This window comes from Streptomyces sp. DSM 41931, assembly GCF_050271085.1.
Taxonomy (GTDB): Bacteria; Actinomycetota; Actinomycetes; order Streptomycetales; family Streptomycetaceae; genus Streptomyces; species Streptomyces albogriseolus.
Genome location: NZ_CP189902.1, coordinates 5,155,318 through 5,172,463, shown reverse-complemented (window position 1 = coordinate 5,172,463; position 17,146 = coordinate 5,155,318). Strand labels below are relative to the sequence as shown.

17 protein-coding genes and 1 riboswitch are annotated in these 17,146 nt (G+C 71.1%); of the genes, 4 read left to right on the top strand and 13 right to left on the bottom strand.

What is annotated here, in order from left to right; all coding sequences use genetic code 11:
* Positions 1 to 21 precede the first annotated feature (21 nt).
* The gene (locus ACP7TJ_RS24030) at positions 22 to 429 is read left to right on the top strand and encodes a VOC family protein (RefSeq protein ID WP_093763982.1); all 408 of its coding nucleotides are present in this window, start codon (positions 22 to 24) and stop codon (positions 427 to 429) included.
* A gap of 368 nt (positions 430 to 797) precedes the next feature.
* Positions 798 to 1,499 carry an LAETG motif-containing sortase-dependent surface protein gene (locus ACP7TJ_RS24025; protein WP_228918340.1) on the top strand — a complete coding sequence of 234 codons (702 nt, stop codon included), beginning with the start codon at positions 798 to 800 and terminating at the stop codon, positions 1,497 to 1,499.
* Positions 1,500 to 1,566: 67 nt separating this feature from the next.
* Here ACP7TJ_RS24025 and ACP7TJ_RS24020 read toward each other — a convergent pair whose 3' ends face one another.
* From ACP7TJ_RS24020 to rlmN, 5 genes are all read right to left on the bottom strand, one after another.
* Positions 1,567 to 2,364 carry a maleylpyruvate isomerase family mycothiol-dependent enzyme gene (locus tag ACP7TJ_RS24020; protein WP_387624271.1) on the bottom strand — a complete coding sequence of 266 codons (798 nt, stop codon included), beginning with the start codon at positions 2,362 to 2,364 and terminating at the stop codon, positions 1,567 to 1,569.
* Between the two features lie 24 nt (positions 2,365 to 2,388).
* Positions 2,389 to 3,420, bottom strand: a complete 1,032-nt coding sequence (locus ACP7TJ_RS24015; protein ID WP_189912244.1) for an ABC transporter ATP-binding protein — start codon at positions 3,418 to 3,420, stop codon at positions 2,389 to 2,391.
* The gene (locus ACP7TJ_RS24010) at positions 3,421 to 5,097 is read right to left on the bottom strand and encodes an ABC transporter permease (RefSeq protein ID WP_380876156.1); all 1,677 of its coding nucleotides are present in this window, start codon (positions 5,095 to 5,097) and stop codon (positions 3,421 to 3,423) included. It abuts the gene before it with no gap.
* Positions 5,073 to 6,161 carry a thiamine ABC transporter substrate-binding protein gene (locus tag ACP7TJ_RS24005; RefSeq protein WP_367560478.1) on the bottom strand — a complete coding sequence of 363 codons (1,089 nt, stop codon included), beginning with the start codon at positions 6,159 to 6,161 and terminating at the stop codon, positions 5,073 to 5,075. Before ACP7TJ_RS24005 ends, ACP7TJ_RS24010 begins: the two co-directional genes overlap by 25 nt.
* Before the next feature lie 80 nt (positions 6,162 to 6,241).
* Positions 6,242 to 6,347: riboswitch (TPP riboswitch) on the bottom strand.
* A 24-nt stretch (positions 6,348 to 6,371) separates the two neighbouring features.
* A complete protein-coding gene (rlmN, locus tag ACP7TJ_RS24000; RefSeq protein WP_093763977.1) occupies positions 6,372 to 7,478 on the bottom strand; it encodes a 23S rRNA (adenine(2503)-C(2))-methyltransferase RlmN in 1,107 nt (368 codons plus the stop codon).
* Between the two features lie 198 nt (positions 7,479 to 7,676).
* Here rlmN and ACP7TJ_RS23995 point away from each other — a divergent pair, with 198 nt between their 5' ends.
* Positions 7,677 to 8,204, top strand: coding sequence for a hypothetical protein (locus ACP7TJ_RS23995; protein WP_367491036.1), 528 nt, complete (start codon positions 7,677 to 7,679; stop codon positions 8,202 to 8,204).
* A 210-nt stretch (positions 8,205 to 8,414) separates the two neighbouring features.
* Here ACP7TJ_RS23995 and ACP7TJ_RS23990 read toward each other — a convergent pair whose 3' ends face one another.
* The 5 genes from ACP7TJ_RS23990 to rpsB form a co-directional block, all read right to left on the bottom strand.
* Complete coding sequence (locus tag ACP7TJ_RS23990; protein ID WP_189912241.1) at positions 8,415 to 9,539, bottom strand: phosphatidate cytidylyltransferase; 1,125 nt, start codon at positions 9,537 to 9,539, stop codon at positions 8,415 to 8,417.
* Complete coding sequence (frr, locus tag ACP7TJ_RS23985; protein WP_006136598.1) at positions 9,539 to 10,096, bottom strand: ribosome recycling factor; 558 nt, start codon at positions 10,094 to 10,096, stop codon at positions 9,539 to 9,541. Before frr ends, ACP7TJ_RS23990 begins: the two co-directional genes overlap by 1 nt.
* Positions 10,097 to 10,216: 120 nt before the next feature.
* Entirely contained in the window at positions 10,217 to 10,975 is a 759-nt protein-coding gene (gene pyrH, locus ACP7TJ_RS23980; protein ID WP_093763974.1) for a UMP kinase, read from the bottom strand.
* Positions 10,976 to 11,166: 191 nt separating this feature from the next.
* Positions 11,167 to 12,003: a translation elongation factor Ts gene (gene tsf, locus ACP7TJ_RS23975; RefSeq protein WP_093763973.1), complete on the bottom strand. Its 837-nt coding sequence runs from the start codon at positions 12,001 to 12,003 to the stop codon at positions 11,167 to 11,169.
* A 154-nt stretch (positions 12,004 to 12,157) separates the two neighbouring features.
* Positions 12,158 to 13,045 carry a 30S ribosomal protein S2 gene (gene rpsB / locus ACP7TJ_RS23970; protein ID WP_167740776.1) on the bottom strand — a complete coding sequence of 296 codons (888 nt, stop codon included), beginning with the start codon at positions 13,043 to 13,045 and terminating at the stop codon, positions 12,158 to 12,160.
* 373 nt (positions 13,046 to 13,418) lie between these two features.
* Between rpsB and ACP7TJ_RS23965 the strand changes: the two genes are divergently transcribed.
* Positions 13,419 to 14,015 carry a M23 family metallopeptidase gene (locus ACP7TJ_RS23965; RefSeq protein WP_093763971.1) on the top strand — a complete coding sequence of 199 codons (597 nt, stop codon included), beginning with the start codon at positions 13,419 to 13,421 and terminating at the stop codon, positions 14,013 to 14,015.
* Positions 14,016 to 14,058: 43 nt separating this feature from the next.
* Here the strand turns inward: ACP7TJ_RS23965 and ACP7TJ_RS23960 are convergent, their stop codons facing one another.
* The 3 genes from ACP7TJ_RS23960 to dprA form a co-directional block, all read right to left on the bottom strand.
* Complete coding sequence (locus ACP7TJ_RS23960; RefSeq protein ID WP_093763970.1) at positions 14,059 to 14,616, bottom strand: TetR/AcrR family transcriptional regulator; 558 nt, start codon at positions 14,614 to 14,616, stop codon at positions 14,059 to 14,061.
* A 100-nt stretch (positions 14,617 to 14,716) separates the two neighbouring features.
* Positions 14,717 to 15,556 (bottom strand): RNA polymerase sigma factor WhiG, encoded by an 840-nt coding sequence (whiG, locus tag ACP7TJ_RS23955; protein ID WP_093763969.1) that lies wholly within the window; start codon positions 15,554 to 15,556, stop codon positions 14,717 to 14,719.
* A 298-nt stretch (positions 15,557 to 15,854) separates the two neighbouring features.
* Positions 15,855 to 16,973 (bottom strand): DNA-processing protein DprA, encoded by a 1,119-nt coding sequence (gene dprA, locus ACP7TJ_RS23950; RefSeq protein WP_266404373.1) that lies wholly within the window; start codon positions 16,971 to 16,973, stop codon positions 15,855 to 15,857.
* Positions 16,974 to 17,146: the final 173 nt, after the last annotated feature.

The following is a 17,146-nucleotide window of genomic DNA, read 5'->3' as shown; positions in this document are numbered from 1 at the left end:
GACACAAGGAGAGGCCCCGTCATGTACCAGCAGATGATCTTCGTGAACCTGCCCGTCGAGGACATCGACGCGTCGCGGAGGTTCTACACGGCGCTCGGCTACTCCATCAACGAGCGGTTCAGCGACGAGTCCACCGCGTCCGTCGTGATCAGCGACACGATCATCGCGATGCTGCTGACGAAGGAGAAGTACGCGCAGTTCACGAAGAAGGAGATCGCGGACGCCCGCAAGAGCAGCGAGGTGCTGCTGGCGCTGAGCGCCGAGAGCCGGGAGAAGGTCGACGAGCTGGTGGAGAAGGCGCTGGCGGCGGGCGGCTCCGTGGCCGGCGACACCCAGGACCTCGGCTTCATGTACGGCCGGTCCTTCGACGACCCCGACGGCCACACCTGGGAGGTCGTCTGGATGGACCCGGCGGCCGTGGAGGGCTGACGGCCCGTCGCCGAACCGGACCTGGCAGGGGCGGGGTGCTCGCGGAAGCGCGCCCCGCCCCTGCCGCGTTCCCGCGCGCCGGCGGGCCAACGTAGGCTGGCGACAGCCTTGTTGATGCCCGCGTACGCCAACTAACCCACCGTACACGTTCGGTGACCGATCTCGGACGCTGCGGCCGGATCGATGCGGTCCCAAGGGCGGGTAAACGTCCGGGTGGTTAACAAATAGGCAAAGCCGGGGCCCCCGGTAGGCATATGCGTTGACACTACTTATGCGGCGCTTATAGACCTGGGAGCCTCATGGGAGTGCTGATTCTTCATCACCTCTCCCTCAACCCCCCTCATTTGCGCATCATGTAAAGGACAAACGTGGCAGTTCTGTCCGTTTCACGCCGTACCGTGACCCGCTCCGTGCGCGCCCTCGGTGTCGTCTCCGCGACCGCCGCGCTCGCGCTCGGTGCCGCCGGCAACGCCGCGGCGTGCAACATCAACGAGTTCTCGGCCGAGGCCAAGTGCGACGGTGACAAGGGCGTCATCACCGTCACCGACGTCGACCCGGCCGGCGTCCCCGCCACCGTGACCGTGTTCCTCCAGAACAACGGCGCCGACATCGAGAAGATCGGCGAGCAGGTGGTCCGGGGTTCCAAGGAGGGCACCACCATCACCTTCGAGGAGGACTGGAAGCCCAACGCCGAGTACCGCATCCACGTCACGGCCAAGCCGTTCGTGGACGAGGACATCAAGCCGAACCTGATCACGCCGTCGACGCCGTGCAAGGAGGACGAGGAGTCCCCGTCCCCCGAGCCCACGCCGTCGGAGGAGACCTCGGCCCCGGCCGAGGAGAGCGAGGAGCCGACCCCGGCCCCGTCGGAGAGCGAGAGCGAGAGCGCCGCTCCCCCGGCGGACACGTCGGACAACGCCCCCTCCCCGGCCGGTGAGTCCAACCTCGCCGAGACCGGCGCCAACTCCAACACCGGTCTGATCGCCGGTGTCGCGGCCGCCCTGGTCGCGCTCGGTGGCGGCGCGGTCTTCTTCGGCATGCGCCGCCGCGGGGCGAACAGCCAGCGCTGACGCCTCACGGAACCGCCCGCGGCCCGTCCCCGAACCGGGGGCGGGCCGCTCGCCGTTGCCGTACCGGTCAGCCGAACGTGGCCCGTTCCAACCAGTGTTCGAGCACCGCGCGCTCGCCGAGCACCTCGATGCGGGGGTCGTCCAGCGGGATGCGGCGGTAGAAGGCCAGCAGCACCCAGGTGAGCGGACCGCGCAGTGCGACCGTGGCCTTCTCGTGGCCGTGACTCCAGGACACCCCCTCCTCGTCCAGCCTGATCAGCCACTCCGCCGCTACGCCGGGCGCGGTGTCGGTGGCGTGCAGGTGGATCGTGCGCAGGGGTCCGCGCAGCCCGTGCACCTCGTCGTCGGGCAGCGTCCGCTGCGCCCACTCCACGATCTCCAGCCACTCGTCGACCGCGTCGGCGGCCACCTCGGGCGCGACCTCGTAGGGCAGTCCGGCGGCGAGCGTGGCGTCCGCCCGGTGCACGGTCACCTCGTGGGTCACACGGCGGGCCCAGAAGCCGGCGTTCTCGATGCCCGCCCAGCTCCACACCCGCGCGTCAGGACCCGCCTCCCGCAGCGCGGAGACGACCAGGTCGCCGCTCTCCGCCAGCCAGGCGTCCAGCGCGGCGGCGTCCCCGCGCGCCTCGGGCCCCTCGAAGCCCGGCACGTCCTCCTCCCGGGCCTCCTTCCCGGCCCCGGTCCGCACCATCAGGGCCACCCAGCGCAGGGCGCCGCCGAGGTGCCGTACGAGCTGTTCCACGGACCAGTCGGGCGTGGTCGGCACCGTGCGGGACAGGTCCGTCCCGGAGGTCACCACCGACCTCAACTGCCCAATCTGACGGGCGATCTCGTCGCAGTAGCGTGCGTGTGCGAGTCGTGTCATGCCGCTCACCCTAGGCAGCGGTGATCAGCCCAGCACAGCGATTTCCGCGCCGTCGAACTCCACGCCGGTGACGTCCCCGACCTCCGGGGCCTCCCTCAGGGCGCAGGCCGCCTCCAGCGGGGGCGCGTCCTCCGGCTGCAGGCGCACGGCGACATGGGTGCCGCGGAAGGTGCGCGCGGTCACCGTGCAGCGCAGTCCCTCCCCGGCCGGGACCAGCCGGACCCCGCCGGGCCGGACCAGCAGCGGCCGCGTGCCCCCGGGGGCGTCGCGCGGCACCGGGACCTTGCCCCAGGGGGTGACGGCGACGCCGTCGGCGACTGCCGCCTCGACCACGTTCTCGAAGCCGAGGAAGCGCGCCACGAAGGCGTCGGCGGGCCGCTGCCACACCTCGAGCGGCGTGCCGGACTGGGCGATCCGGCCGTCGCGCATCACCACCACCCGGTCGGCCAGCGCGAACGCCTCGCCCTGGTCGTGCGTCACGGCCAGCACGGTGGTGCCCAGCCGGCCGAACAGCTCGCGCAGTTCGACGACCAGCCGCTCCCTGAGCGACCGGTCGAGCTGTCCGAGCGGCTCGTCGAGCATCAGCAGCCGCGGGCTGGGCGCGAGCGCACGGGCCAGCGCCACCCGCTGCTGCTCGCCACCGGACAGGGCGGCGACGGCCCGCCCGGACGCCCCGGGCAGCCCGACCAGCTCCAGCAACTCGCCCACACGCCGGTTCTGTTCGGCACGCGGCGCGCCGTGCATGCGCAGGCCGAAGGCCACGTTGCCGCCCACGTCCCGCTGCGGGAACAGCTGATGGTCCTGGAACATCAGCCCGACGCCCCGCCTGTGCGCGGGGACGCCCGCCTGGTCCCGCCCGTCGAGCAGGATGCGCCCGGCGTCCAGGGGCTGGAGTCCGGCGACCACGCGCAGCAGCGTGGACTTGCCGCTGCCGCTGGGCCCGAGCACGCACACGATCTCGTGCTCGGCGACCCCGAGGCCGACGGCGTCCAGCGCGGCCCGCCCGCCGAAGCGCACGGTCGCGTCCTCGAGGCTCAGCAGGCTGTCCGTGGGCATCTAGAACTCCCCCGTCCGGTCGGTCCGCAGCCGCTCCAGCACCAGCAGCGCCACGGCGCACACGATCATCAGAATCGTCGACAGGGCCATCGCCTGCCCGTAGTTGAGGTCCCCGGGCCGTCCCAGCAGCCGCGCCACGGCCACCGGCAGGGTGGGGTTGTCCGGCCGCGCGATGAACACCGTCGCCCCGAACTCCCCCAGGGACACGGCGAAGGCGAACCCGGCGGCGATCAGCAGCGCCCGCCGCACCAGCGGCAGGTCCACCTCCCGCCACGCCCGCCACGGCGACGCTCCCAGCACCGACGCCGCCTCCCGCAGCCGCACGTCCACCGCCCGCAGCACCGGCAGCATGGTCCGTACGACGAAGGGGACGCCGACCAGCGCCTGCGCGAGCGGCACCAGGATCCAGGAGGCGCGCAGGTCCAGCGGGGGTTCGTCGAGGGCGATCAGGAAGCCGAAGCCGACGGTCACCGCGGAGACGCCGAGGGGCAGCATCAGCAGCGCGTCGAAGCCGCGGACCAGCCGTCCCGCGTCGCGCCGGGTCAGCGCGACGGCGGCGAGACCGCCGATCACCACGGCGATCACGGTGGCGGCGACGGCGTAGCTCAAGGAGTTGCCGATCGCCTCGATCGGGGCGACCAGGAAGACCCCGCCGTCGGCCTCGGTGAGCGCCCGGTAGTAGGCGAGGCCGGCGCTGCCGAAGGAGCGCTGCACCAGCACGGCGAGCGGCAGCAGCAGGAGTACGACGACCGTGGCGACGACCCCGCCGAGCAGCGCCCACTGCCCGGCGCCGCGCGGGCGGCGTGCGGTCACCGAGGCGTCGACCAGCCGCAGCGCGGTCTCACGGCGCCGCACGGTCCAGGCGTGCAGGGCGAGGATCGCGCCCACGGCGACGAACTGGATCAGCGTGAGGACGGCGGCCGTGGACAGGTCGAAGAGGTCGGCGGTCTGCCGGTAGATCTCCACCTCCAGGGTGGAGAAGGCGGGCCCGCCGAGGATCTGCACCACCCCGAACGAGGTGAAGGTGAAGAGGAAGACCATCAGCGCGGCGGCGGCCACGGCGGGCGCGAGCGCCGGGAGGGTCACGGTGCGCCAGGCGGTGAGACGGGAGGCGCCGAGCATCCGCGCCGCCTCCTCCTGCCGCGGGTCGAGCTGCGCCCACAGCCCGCCCACGGTGCGGACGACCACGGCGTAGTTGAAGAAGACGTGCGCGAGGAGGATCGCCCAGACCGTGGTGTCGAGGCGCACGCCCCACAGCTCGTCGAGCAGTCCGCCGCGCCCGACGAGCGCCATGAACGCCGTGCCGACGACGACCGTCGGCAGCACGAACGGCACGGTGATCACCGCGCGGAGCACCTGTTTGCCGGGGAAGTCGAACCGGGCCAGGGCGTAGGCGCCGGGCAGGGCGATCACCAGGGTGAGGGCCGTGGAGACGAGTGCCTGCCAGAGGGTGAACCACAGCACCTGGCGGACGTCGGACTGGGCCAGCACGTCAACGATCCGCCCGGGCTGCCAGCCGCCGTCGGCCTTCAGCCCCCGGGCGACGATCGCGGCGACCGGGTAGGCGAAGAAGACGGCGAAGAACGCGGCCGGCACGGCCATCAGGCCGAGCCGGGCCGCGTTCCGGCGCCACCGGCCGGTGCGGCGCGGGCTCACTTCAGTACGAGCGAGGTCCACGACTTGACCCACTGGTCACGGTTCTCGGCGATCTTCGCCGGGTCCATGGTCCGCGGCTCCTTCGCCTGCGGCCCGAACGTCACGAACTCCTCGGGCACCTGCGCGCCCTCGCGCACCGGGTAGACGAACATGTTGAGCGGCATGTCCTCCTGGAAGCTCTCGCCGGTCATGAAGTCCAGCAGCGCCTTGCCGCCCTCGGGGTTCTCGGCGTTGCTCAGCAGGCCCGCGTACTCGACCTGCCGGAAGCAGGTGCCCTCGGCGACGCCGGTGGGCGCCGTGTCGGGCCGCGGGTCGGCGTAGATCACCTCGGCGGGCGGCGAGGAGGCGTACGACACGACGAGCGGGCGGTCGGCCTTGGCCTTCTTGCCGCCGGCCGAGCCGGAGAACTCCTCGTTGTACGCCTGCTCCCAGCCGTCGACGACCTTGACGCCGTTGGCCTTCAGCTTCTTCCAGTAGTCCTCCCACCCCTCGTCCCCGTACTCGGCGGCGGTGCCGAGCAGGAACCCGAGGCCGGGCGAGGAGGTGGCGGCGTTCTCGACGACGAGGAGGTCCTTGTACTCGGGCTTGACCAGGTCGTCGAAGGTCTCCGGCGGGGTCAGCTTCTTCTTCTCGAACCACGCCTTGTCGTAGTTGACGCACACGTCGCCGGTGTCGACGGGGGTCACCCGGTGCTTGTCCTCGTCGACCCGGTACTCGGGCAGGACCTGGTCGGAGCCCTTGGCCTCGTAGGACTGGAAGAGACCGTTGTCGAGGGCGCGGGACAGCAGCGTGTTGTCGACGCCGAAGAAGACGTCGCCCTGGGGGTTGTCCTTGGTCAGGATCGCCTTGTTCACGGCCTGCCCGGCGTCGCCGTCCTTGAGGACCTTGAGCTGGTAGCCGGACTGCTTCTCGAAGGCGGCGACGACGTCCTCGGACACGGCCCACGAGTTGTGACTGACGAGGGTCACGGTCCTGGAGCCCTCGCCGCTGCCCCCGCTGCCGTCCCCGCCGGACGACCCACAGGCGGACAGCGTGACGAGCCCCAGCCCGACGGCCAGGACGGTGACCTTCTTGGTGATGCCCACTTGATTCCTCCTGGAGTGACCAGGAAGAGACGCGGCCCTGCCCGGAACCCCTGGGCGGGGTCCCGGGCAGGGCGCAACAGCTCGAGTGATGACCGATCTCCCTACCCAGAATGACCTGGGCCAGGTTCGGAGGGTCTGCGGCCGGTGCCGCACTCTCAGCGCTGTGGCGCTCCCCTGTCGGAATATGCAGATGTGTTGACGCCGGTCAGACTACCGCTCGGTGGCGGCGAGCTGACCACACGCCCCGTCGATCTCCTGACCACGGGTGTCCCGGATCGTGACCGGCACACCGTGCGCGGCGATCGCCTCGACGAACGCCTTCTCGTCCTCGGGCCGCGACGCGGTCCACTTGGACCCGGGCGTGGGGTTGAGCGGGATGAGGTTGACGTGCACGGGACGCCCCTTGAGCAGCCGCCCGAGCCGGTCACCGCGCCACGCCTGGTCGTTGATGTCCCGGATCAGCGCGTACTCGATGGACAGCCGGCGCCCGGACTTCGCCGCGTACTCGAACCCGGCGTCGAGCACCTCGCGCACCTTCCACCGCGTGTTCACGGGGACGAGGGTGTCGCGCAGCTCGTCGTCGGGGGCGTGCAGGGAGATGGCGAGCCGGCACTTGAAGCCCTCGTCGGAGAACCGGTGGATGGCCGGTACGAGGCCCACCGTCGACACGGTGATCCCCCGCTGCGACAGGCCGAGGCCGTCGGGCTCGGGGTCGGTGAGGCGGCGGATGGCGCCGACGACCCGGTTGTAGTTGGCGAGGGGTTCGCCCATGCCCATGAACACGATGTTGCTGAGCCGCGCGGGCCCGCCGGGCACCTCGCCGTCGCGGAGCGCACGCATGCCGTCCACGATCTGGTGCACGATCTCGGCGGTGGACAGGTTCCGGTCAAGACCGGCCTGCCCGGTCGCGCAGAACGGGCAGTTCATGCCGCAGCCGGCCTGCGAGCTGATGCACATGGTGACCCGGTCCGGGTACCGCATCAGCACGGACTCGACGAGCGTCCCGTCGAACAGCTTCCACAGCGTCTTGCGGGTCGTCCCCTGGTCGGTCGACAGATGCCGCACGACGCTCATCAGCTCGGGAAGCAGCGCTTCCCGCAGCTTCCCGCGCGAACCGGCGGGGATGTCGGTCCACTGCTCCGGATCGTGCGCGTACCGCGCGAAGTAGTGCTGCGAGAGCTGCTTGGCACGGAACGGCTTCTCACCGACCGCGACAACCGCCTCCTTGCGCTCGGCAGGCGTGAGATCGGCAAGATGCCGCGGCGGCTTCTTGGCTCCGCGCGGCGCGACGAATGTAAGTTCTCCGGGCTTAGGCATGGCTGTACCAGTGTCGCAGATCCATATGGGTGGCCTGCGGCTGTCGCCCGCTACGGCTGTCGTCGGTGGTCGTCACCGGTCGTCACTGAGCGGCGTCGGACGGCCCAGAGACGGCCCGAAGAGGCGGTATCGGGCATCTCATGTCGGTGCTGGCGGGTATGGTCCGGCTGCGATCAAGCATGGGTTCGGGGAGGGGCTTTGAGAGCGAAGACGGGTCTGCTCGTGCACGCTGACAACGACCTGCCGAAGCAGTTGCAGCGGGTGAGGCCGGCGCACCTGGCGCGGACGACAGGTCGGAGCAGGGCCCGTCGTCGCTGTGTGGCGGCTGTTTCGGTCCGCGCGCGGCTCGCCGCGGTAGCGGCCACGTCCTTGCTGGCCGCCGGTTGCGGCATGCTGGACGATCCGGTCAAGGACCGCTGGGAGTCCAGAACTGAGTATCCAAGTTGTGGCGAGGTGGGCTTGGCTCAAGGTGAGGAGATACAGAAGCAGGCGGCGCGGGAGATCGACTGCCTCCGACGAGCCCTCAAGAGCGGCGAGAGCGCAGAACTGAAGATCACCTATCCCACCGTGGAGGGTGACCCGATTCGCGAGTACTACCGCCTGACGCCGCAGGGCAGGCTTGAGGTGTACACCGACAGCACCGATGACCACTACTCGGACCAGAAGTGGTCGTTTGCCGAGTGCTACACCCCTGAATGGTTGGCTGAGATCTCCTGCGATCAATGAGTTCTCGGCAAGCTCGGCTGAAGCATTCGACTCCGAGGCCGACGGAGCCTGATGCAAAAATCAACCATCCACGCAGGTCAGACCACTTCCGCTCCGTTGTGATCGATCCACTCCTCGGAGCGGACCGACGACAAGGCGGTGGCACGCGAACGGGCCCCTGTCCTCCGGGAAGGACAGGGGCCCGGACTGCGATACGCGGGAACGGATATCTCAGCCCGCTCCCACGAAGATCGCCAGCAGCAGCCACACCACCGGCGCCGTGGGCAGGAGGGAGTCCAGGCGGTCCATGATGCCGCCGTGGCCCGGCAGCAGCGTGCCCATGTCCTTGATGCCGAGGTCGCGCTTGATCATCGACTCGCCGAGGTCGCCCAGCGTGGCGCTCGCGGCGACCGCGAGGCCGAGCAGCAGGCCCTGCCACCACTGGCCGCCGTCGATCAGGAACTGCATGCACAGCGCGCCCGCCGCCATCGAGAAGGCGACCGCGCCCAGCAGGCCCTCGCGGGTCTTGCCGGGGCTGATGCGCGGGGCGAGCTTGTGCGTGCCGAAGCGCCAGCCGACCGCGTACGCGCCGGTGTCGCTGACCACGGTGAGCAGCAGGAAGGTCAGCACGCGCCACGGGCCGTCCTCGGCCTTCAGCAGCATCGCGACGAACGTCGCGAGGAAGGGGACGTAGAACACCGCGAAGACGCCGGCCGTGACGTCCTTGAGGTAGCCCTGCGGCGGCGCCGTCATCCGCCACACCAGCACCGCCAGCGTGGTGAGTGCCATGGCGACCCACGCGCCCTCCGCGCCCCGGGCGTACCCGGCGACGACCATGGCCGCGCCGCCCAGCGCCAGCGGGACGAGGGGCGCCTTGATCCCCTTGCGCTCGTCCAGCCGCGTCGTCAGCTCCCACAGGCCCACCACGACGGCGACCGCGACCACCCCGACGAAGACGGCCTTGACGACGAACAGCGACGCGACGATCACCGCGCCGAGTCCGACGCCGACGCCTATCGCGGCGCCGAGGTCCCGCCCCGCGCTCTTCTTCTGCGGTGCGGGGGCCGGCTGCGGGGCGTGGGGCATGGGCTCCGGATTCTGCGGCACCTCCCCCGGCAGGGGGCGGGCCCGCGTCGGCTCGTCTCGGAACAGGGGGCCGCTCAGCCGAGCGACCCCCCGGTCCGCATCCTGGTCTCCGCCGTGTTCGGGTACATCAGGCACGATGGGCATGGGCCGCGTCTGCTGTGCTTGGTGCGCATCGTACGCGGGACCCGCCGGGACAGCTCCCCGGCCGGGTCCGTGGTCGGACTGCCCCCAGTACCCGGTCTGCGGCGTCCCCCAGGAAGAGTCGTTCATCAGACCTCGAGCAGCTCCGCTTCCTTGTGCTTCAGGAGCTCGTCCACCTGGGCGACGTACTTCGCCGTGGTGTCGTCGAGCTCCTTCTCCGCACGGCGGCCCTCGTCCTCGCCGACCTCGCCGTCCTTGATCAGCTTGTCGATGGCTTCCTTGGCCTTGCGGCGCACGGAGCGGATCGAGATCTTCGCGTCCTCGCCCTTGCCCTTGGCGACCTTGATGTACTCGCGCCGGCGCTCCTCGGTCAGCTCGGGGAACACCACCCGGATGATGTTGCCGTCGTTGCTCGGGTTGACGCCCAGGTCGGAGTCGCGGATCGCCTGCTCGATGTTGCGCAGGGCGCTCTTGTCGAACGGGGTCACCACGGCCATGCGCGGCTCGGGCACGGAGAACGAGGCCAGCTGGTTGATCGGCGTCGGCGCGCCGTAGTAGTCGGCCACGATCTTGTTGAACATCGCCGGGTGCGCACGGCCGGTGCGGATCGCGGCGAAGTCCTCCTTGGCGACCACGACGGCCTTCTCCATCTTCTCCTCGGCCTCGAGGAGGGTCTCTTCGATCACCACTTGCTCCTGCGTGTCTTGAGTAGGCCCGGCTGCGGTTCCTGGTCAGGGCGGCGGCCGGCTGCGTCGCGTCTTCTTCCTGCACGGTTCACGACCGGCAGGACATTGTCCATCCCCCGGTCAGTTGTGCCCGGCGTCGTCGCCCACCAGCGTGCCGATCTTCTCACCCTTGACGGCGCGGGCGATGTTGCCCTCCTTCAGGAGTTCGAAGACGACGATCGGCAGGCTGTTGTCCCGGCAGAGCGTGACGGCCGTGGCGTCGGCGACCTTCAGGTTCCGGGTGATGACCTCGCCGTAGCCGAGGGCGTCGAACTTGACGGCGTCGGGGTTGGTCTTGGGGTCGGAGTCGTAGACCCCGTCGACACCGTTCTTGCCCATGAGGAGCGCCTCGGCGTCGATCTCCAGGGCGCGCTGCGCGGCGGTGGTGTCGGTGGAGAAGTACGGCATGCCCATACCGGCGCCGAAGATGACCACGCGGCCCTTCTCCAGGTGGCGCACGGCGCGCAGCGGGATGTAGGGCTCGGCGACCTGGCCCATGGTGATGGCGGTCTGCACGCGGCAGTCCACGCCCTCCTTCTCCAGGAAGTCCTGGAGGGCCAGGCAGTTCATCACGGTGCCGAGCATGCCCATGTAGTCGGAGCGGGCGCGGTCCATGCCGCGCACCTGGAGCTCGGCTCCGCGGAAGAAGTTGCCGCCGCCGATCACGATCGCGATCTGCGCGCCGTCGCGTACGACGGCCGCGATCTCACGGGCGATGGCGTGCACCACGTCGGGATCGACGCCCAGGCCTCCGCCACCGGAGAATGCCTCTCCGGACAGCTTCAGCAGAAACCGGCCGCGCACTTTGCCGTCGTCGCTCTTCTCAGCCTTGGTCGTCATGGTCGAATCCCGCCTCTTTCACGTGTTGCACATACGAAGAAGGCCATTGCCGGTGGGGCGTGGTTCGCATCCCATGCGGCAATGGCCTCCTCGTCAGATCTGCTGTCGCCCGGCACGCGCGCGTGCGTGGACGCGTGTCCGAACGACTGCTGTCGACCCTATCGGGGTCGCGCGCCCGTCGCGGTGCGGACTCAGATGCCGACCTTGATGCGCGAGAAGCGCTTCAGGGTGACACCGGCCTCGTCCAGCACCTTCTGGACGGACTTCTTGTTGTCCAGCGCGTAGGGCTGGCCGAGCAGCGTGGCGTCCTTGAAGAAGCCGTTGAGGCGACCCTCGACGATCTTGCCGATCGCGGCCTCGGGCTTGCCCTCGGCGCGGGTGGTCTCCTCGGCGATGCGACGCTCGGACTCGACGACCTCGGCCGGCACGTCCTCCTTGGAGAGGTACTTCGGCGCGAAGGCGGCGATGTGCTGGGCGACGCCCTTGGCGATCTCGGCGTTCGGCTTGTCGAGCTCGACGAGCACACCGATCTGCGGGGGCAGGTCGGGCATCGTGCGGTGCATGTACGCCGTCACGTAGCCGCCGGCGAACTGCGCGAAGCGGTCCAGGACGATCTTCTCGCCGAGGTTGGCGTTGGCCTCGTCCACGAACGCCTGGACGGTCTTGCCGGACTCGATCTCGGAGGCGAGCAGGGCCTCGAGGTCGGCCGGGGACGTCTTGGCGACGTGCTCGGCGATCGCGGTGGCGACGGCCTGGAACTTCTCGCCCTTGGCGACGAAGTCCGTCTCGCACTTCAGCTCGACGAGGACACCGGAGGAGTTGTCGTCGGCGATGATCGAGACCACGGCGCCGTTCTCGGCGGAGCGGCCCTCGCGCTTGGCGACGCCCTTCTGGCCCTTGATGCGGAGCGCCTCGACGGCCTTGTCGACGTTGCCGTCGGCCTCGTCCAGCGCCTTCTTGCAGTCCATCATGCCGGCGCCGGTGAGCTCCCGGAGCTTCTTGACGTCGGCGGCGGTGTAGTTCGCCATGAGTCTGTGAATCTTTCTCGAAGTCTGGAGGTTCGAAGATCGGCGGGACGGGACCGCCGCGCGGGCAGGTCCCGGGCCGCCCCCGGTCTACGGGTGAACGGCGGGAGCGGACGACATGTCTCCGCTCCCGCCGTCATCGGCTCTGACGGAGCGGTCAGGCCTGCTCGGCCGGGGTCTCCGCGGCCGGGGTCTCCGCGGCGGGGGCCTCGGCAGCGGGGGCCTCGGCCGGCTTCTCGCCCTCGGCGGCGGCCGGAGCGGCCTCCTCGCCCTTCTTCTCGCCCTCGAGCAGGTCGCGCTCCCACTCGGCCAGCGGCTCGCCGGCGGCCTTCTCGCCCTTGCCCTCCGCGCCACCGCTGCGGGCGATGAGGCCCTCGGCGACGGCGTCGGCGATCACGCGGGTGAGCAGGGTGACGGAGCGGATCGCGTCGTCGTTGCCCGGGATCTTGTAGTCGACCTCGTCGGGGTCGCAGTTGGTGTCGAGGATGGCGACGACCGGGATGTTGAGCTTCCGGGCCTCGCCGACCGCGATGTGCTCCTTCTTGGTGTCCACGATCCAGACGGCGCTGGGCACCTTCTGCATCTCGCGGATACCGCCGAGGGTCTTCTCCAGCTTGGCCTTCTCGCGGGAGAGGACCAGCAGCTCCTTCTTGGTGAGGCCGGAGGCGGCCACGTCCTCGAAGTCGATCTGCTCGAGCTCCTTGAGGCGCTGCAGACGCTTGTAGACGGTCGAGAAGTTGGTGAGCATGCCGCCCAGCCAGCGCTGGTTGACGTAGGGCATGCCGACGCGGGTGGCCTGCTCGGCGATGGCCTCCTGCGCCTGCTTCTTCGTGCCGACGAACATGACCGTGCCGCCGTGGGCCACGGTCTCCTTGACGAACTCGTAGGCGCGGTCGATGTACGACAGCGACTGGAGCAGGTCGATGATGTAGATGCCGTTGCGCTCCGTGAAGATGAAGCGCTTCATCTTCGGGTTCCAACGACGGGTCTGGTGACCGAAGTGGACGCCGCTCTCCAGCAGCTCCCGCATCGTGACGACGGCCATGGCCGTATCTCCTTGAATTTCTCGGTTGTGCCGCGGGTGCCGGACGGCTCCCGCGCCTGACGCCCACGACGCGCCGTGCCACAAAGGACCGAGGGGCGCTGACACCGGGCCACGGCCGTGACCGGTCCCGATGTCGGGGCGTGCGAAGTCGACCCGGTGGCCCGGGTCGCCACCAGAAGTGTACGGGACCCGCGGCGTGCCGGGTGACGCCGTTGTCCACAACCCGGCCGGCTGTCCACAGGTCCCGGCGGAGATCACGTCCCCGCGAGACGCTTCCGCCATGCGACGACTGGGACGGAGCGAAGGACGTGGGTGGCGTGAACGGGCCGGAACGGCTGAGGGGAGCGGGCGGGGCGGATGGGCCTGGCGGTGCGTGCGGCTGGTGCTGGTGGTGGCCGTGACCGTGGCGGCGCTGCTGGCGCCGCCGGCGTCACGCCTCCTCGCGGCGGGGGCGGGGAACGCCGCGTCACCGACCGTCGGGGCGGGTGGGCGCCGTGCCGCGGACGACGCCGTTCCGGCCATCGCGCGTATGTGGCCGGTGGGGGTGCGCCCGCCGGTGCTGCGCGGCTGGGAACCGCCGGCGACCGTCTACGGGCCCGGGCACCGGGGTGTCGATCTCGCGGCGCCGCCGGGGACGCCGGTACGCGCGGTGGCGGACGGCCGGGTGTCGTTCGCGGGCCGGGTGGCCGGGAAGGGCGTCGTCGCGGTGGAGCTCGCCGGCACCGGGGACCCTCCGCTGCGCACCACCTACGAACCCGTCCGCGCCTCGGTGCCGGAGGGTGCGGAGGTGACGGCGGGCGAGGTGATCGGCACGGTGGAGGCGGGCGGCTCCCACTGCACGGCGGCCTGCGTCCACTGGGGGCTGCTGCGGGGCGAGGCCTACCTGGACCCGCTCTCCGTGCTGCCCCCGTGGCTGCTCCACCGGGGTCCGTCCCGGCTCCTGCCGGTGCTCGGGGTGCCTCTGCCCTGAGGAGCCCCGGCCGGTGCGGGAGCAGGGCGCGCCGGACGCCGTTTCAGCCCCGGACGCCGTCCAGGGCGAGGGAGACCGCCGCCCGGACGATCACGTCGGGATGCTCGGCCGCCCCCAGCTCGATACGGCGCACGGCGGCATCGACCACGCCCTGGAGCAGCATGGCGGTCAGACGCGGTTCGGCGTGCCCCAGCTCGGCGAGCGCCTCGACGATCATTGCGATGAGTCCGCCGTGGGCCGCGCGGATCTTCTCCCGGGCGCCGGCGTCGAGTTCGCTCGCGGAGATCGCGACGACCGCGCGGTGCCGCCGGTCCCCCACCAGTTCCAGCTGCTTGCGGACGTACGCCTCGATCTTGCCCTCGGGGCCCTCGGCGTCCGCCATCGCCGCCTCGACCTCGGCCGCCCAGACGGGGAAGTCGGCCTCGCACAGCTCCTCGACGACGGCCGCCCGCGAGCGGAAGTACTCGTACACGGACGACCGGGCGAGGCCCGTGCGCTCGGCGAGGGCCGGGAAGGTCAGCGCCTCCGTACCGCCCTCGGACAGCAGGGAGCGTGCCGCGTCCAGCAGGGCGGCTCGCTGCATCGACCGGTGCTCGGCCACGGAGGCCGCTCGAATCCTTGGCACGCCGTCCACTTTACGGACGCCCTGCCCACTGCGGCCAGGGTCCGGCCGGCCGGGATGTCCGGCCGGCCGGCTGGGGTCAGCGGCCGAAACTCGCCAGCTTGGCGCGCAGCTGGAGCACGGACTTGGTGTGGATCTGGCTGACCCGGCTCTCGGTCACGCCCAGGACGTTGCCGATCTCGGCCAGGGTCAGGCCCTCGTAGTAGTACAGCGTGACCACGGTCTTCTCCCGCTCGGGCAGGGTGTTGATGGCCCGCGCCAGGAAGCGGCGCAGCTCCCGGTCCTCGGCGACCTCCACCGGGTTGTCGGCGGCGGTGTCCTCCAGGGTGTCCATGAAGCTGAGCTGGTCGCCGCCGTCGCCGACGTGCAGCAGCTCCTCCAGGGCGACGACGTTGGCGAGCGAGAGCTGGCTGAACACCGCGTGCAGCTCACCGACGGTGATGCCCATCTCGGCGGCGACCTCGTTCTCCGTCGGTGTGCGTCGCAGCCGCGCCTCGAGGGTGGCGTAGGCGCGCTCGACGTTGCGCGCCTTCTGCCGCACCGAGCGGGGGATCCAGTCCAGCGCCCGCAGTTCGTCGATCATCGCGCCGCGGATCCGGGTGATCGCGTACGTCTCGAACTTGATCTCGCGGTCGACGTCGAACTTCTCGATCGCGTCGATCAGCCCGAAGACCCCGGAGGACACGAAGTCCGCCTGTTCGACGTTGGGCGGCAGCCCCACGCTGACCCGGCCGGCGACGTACTTCACCAGCGGTGAGTAGTGCAGGATCAGCTGCTCCCGCAAACGTTCGTCCCCCGTCGCCTTGTACGACCGCCACAGCTCGTCGAGCGTCGAGGGAGCGGGCGGCCGCACGCTGCCACCGTCGCGGGCGGCTGGGGGGATCGCCGCCCGGTCGGACCCGGAGGTGTGCTGGGGCATTCGTCGCCTAGTGCCGTTCTGCCGTGGGCTGGTACTGCCTGGGTGCGTTGTCTGTCCGATGTCTGTTCTGGTGTGTGTTCCGGTGTCTGTTCTGGGCTGTCCGTGTCTGGGCCCTCGTGAGCGTAGCGTGACTGCGGCGTCGCGGTGTGCGAAGAACGGCGGCCGGGCCGTACGCAGATACGTTCCGAGGGCCGTCCCGCCGGGGCACGCCCGTCGCTCTGTGTGATCACCCGGATACCCCAACTGGCGTATTTTCCTAGGCGTGTCGGGGTTCCCCCGGACGGCCGAACACGCTGTGTCAGCGGACATCGGAAGCGGCCCGGACGGAGATCATCGCCTGGCGCGTCAACTTCCAGCTGTCGCCATGTCGTTCGACGTAACCAAGTGCCCGGAGTTCGTACAGTTTCGCGATCGCGTCGTCCGGGGTGGTCTGGGCCGTGCGGGCAATGTCGTCGGGGCGGGCCGCCCTACGGGCCGGCAGCGCGGCGAGGACCTGACGGACCGCCGGGTCCAGCAGGTCGCGGGGCAGGACCGGTCCCCTGCGCTCGGGGGCGAGCTCGCCCATGTCGCCGACCAGTTCGGCGATCTCGTCGGCGTCGGTGACCAGGACGGCGTCCTGCCGGAGCAGTTCGTGCACCCCGGCGGAGAGGCCGCTGGTGGCCGGGCCCGGCACCCCTATCGTGTGGCGTCCCAGCCTGAGGGCGGCGCGGGCGGTCACCAGGGAGCCGCTGCGGTGGGCCGCCTCGACGACGACCGTGCCCCGGGTGAGGGCGGCGATCACACGGTTGCGGAGGATGAAGCGGCTGGGCGTCGGATGCTCGCCCGGCGGCAGCTCGCCGACCACGAGACCCTGCTCCGCGATCCGGCCGATCAGTCCTGCGTGTCCGCGCGGGTAGGGACGGTCCACCCCGCAGGCCAGCACGGCGACGGTCGCGCCGCACGCGCCGAGCGCCCCGCGGTGGGCGGCGCCGTCGATGCCGTAGGCGCCGCCGGAGACGACGACCCATCCCTTCTCGGCGAGTCCGGCCGCGAGGGTGGCGGCCATGAACGCGCCGTACTCGGTGCAGGCGCGGGCGCCGACGAGAGCGACCGAGCGCAGCGCCCACATCCGCAGGTCCGCGGTGCCCCGCACCCACAGGCCGAGCGGGCGGGCGTCCCCGAGGTCGTCGAGCTGACCGGGCCACTCCGCGTCCCCGGGGCACACGAACCGCACGCCCGCCTCCTGTGCGACGGCGAGGTCCCGGCGCGGGTCGGCCCGCTCGGCCCGGGCCAGCAGCCCGGCCCACCGCTTCCGGCCGGCGCCGGGCAAGGGCTCCCCGCGCTGCCTCAGCCGGCGCACCACTCCGTCCACCCCGAGCTCCCGCACCCAGCGCCCGCCGGTCTCGTCGCCGGGTTCGATGACGCGGGTGAGGAAGATCCGGCCGAGAAGACCGCCCTGGCCGGTGGGTCGCGGCGGGCCGTCCCGCCCGACCCCTCCAGGCGAACCGCCCGAGCCGGCCGGCCGCAGCGGCCCCTCGCGCCCAACCTCTCCAGGCACACCGCCCGAGCCGCTCGGCCCCAGCGGACCCTCGCGCCCAGCCCTTCCAGGCG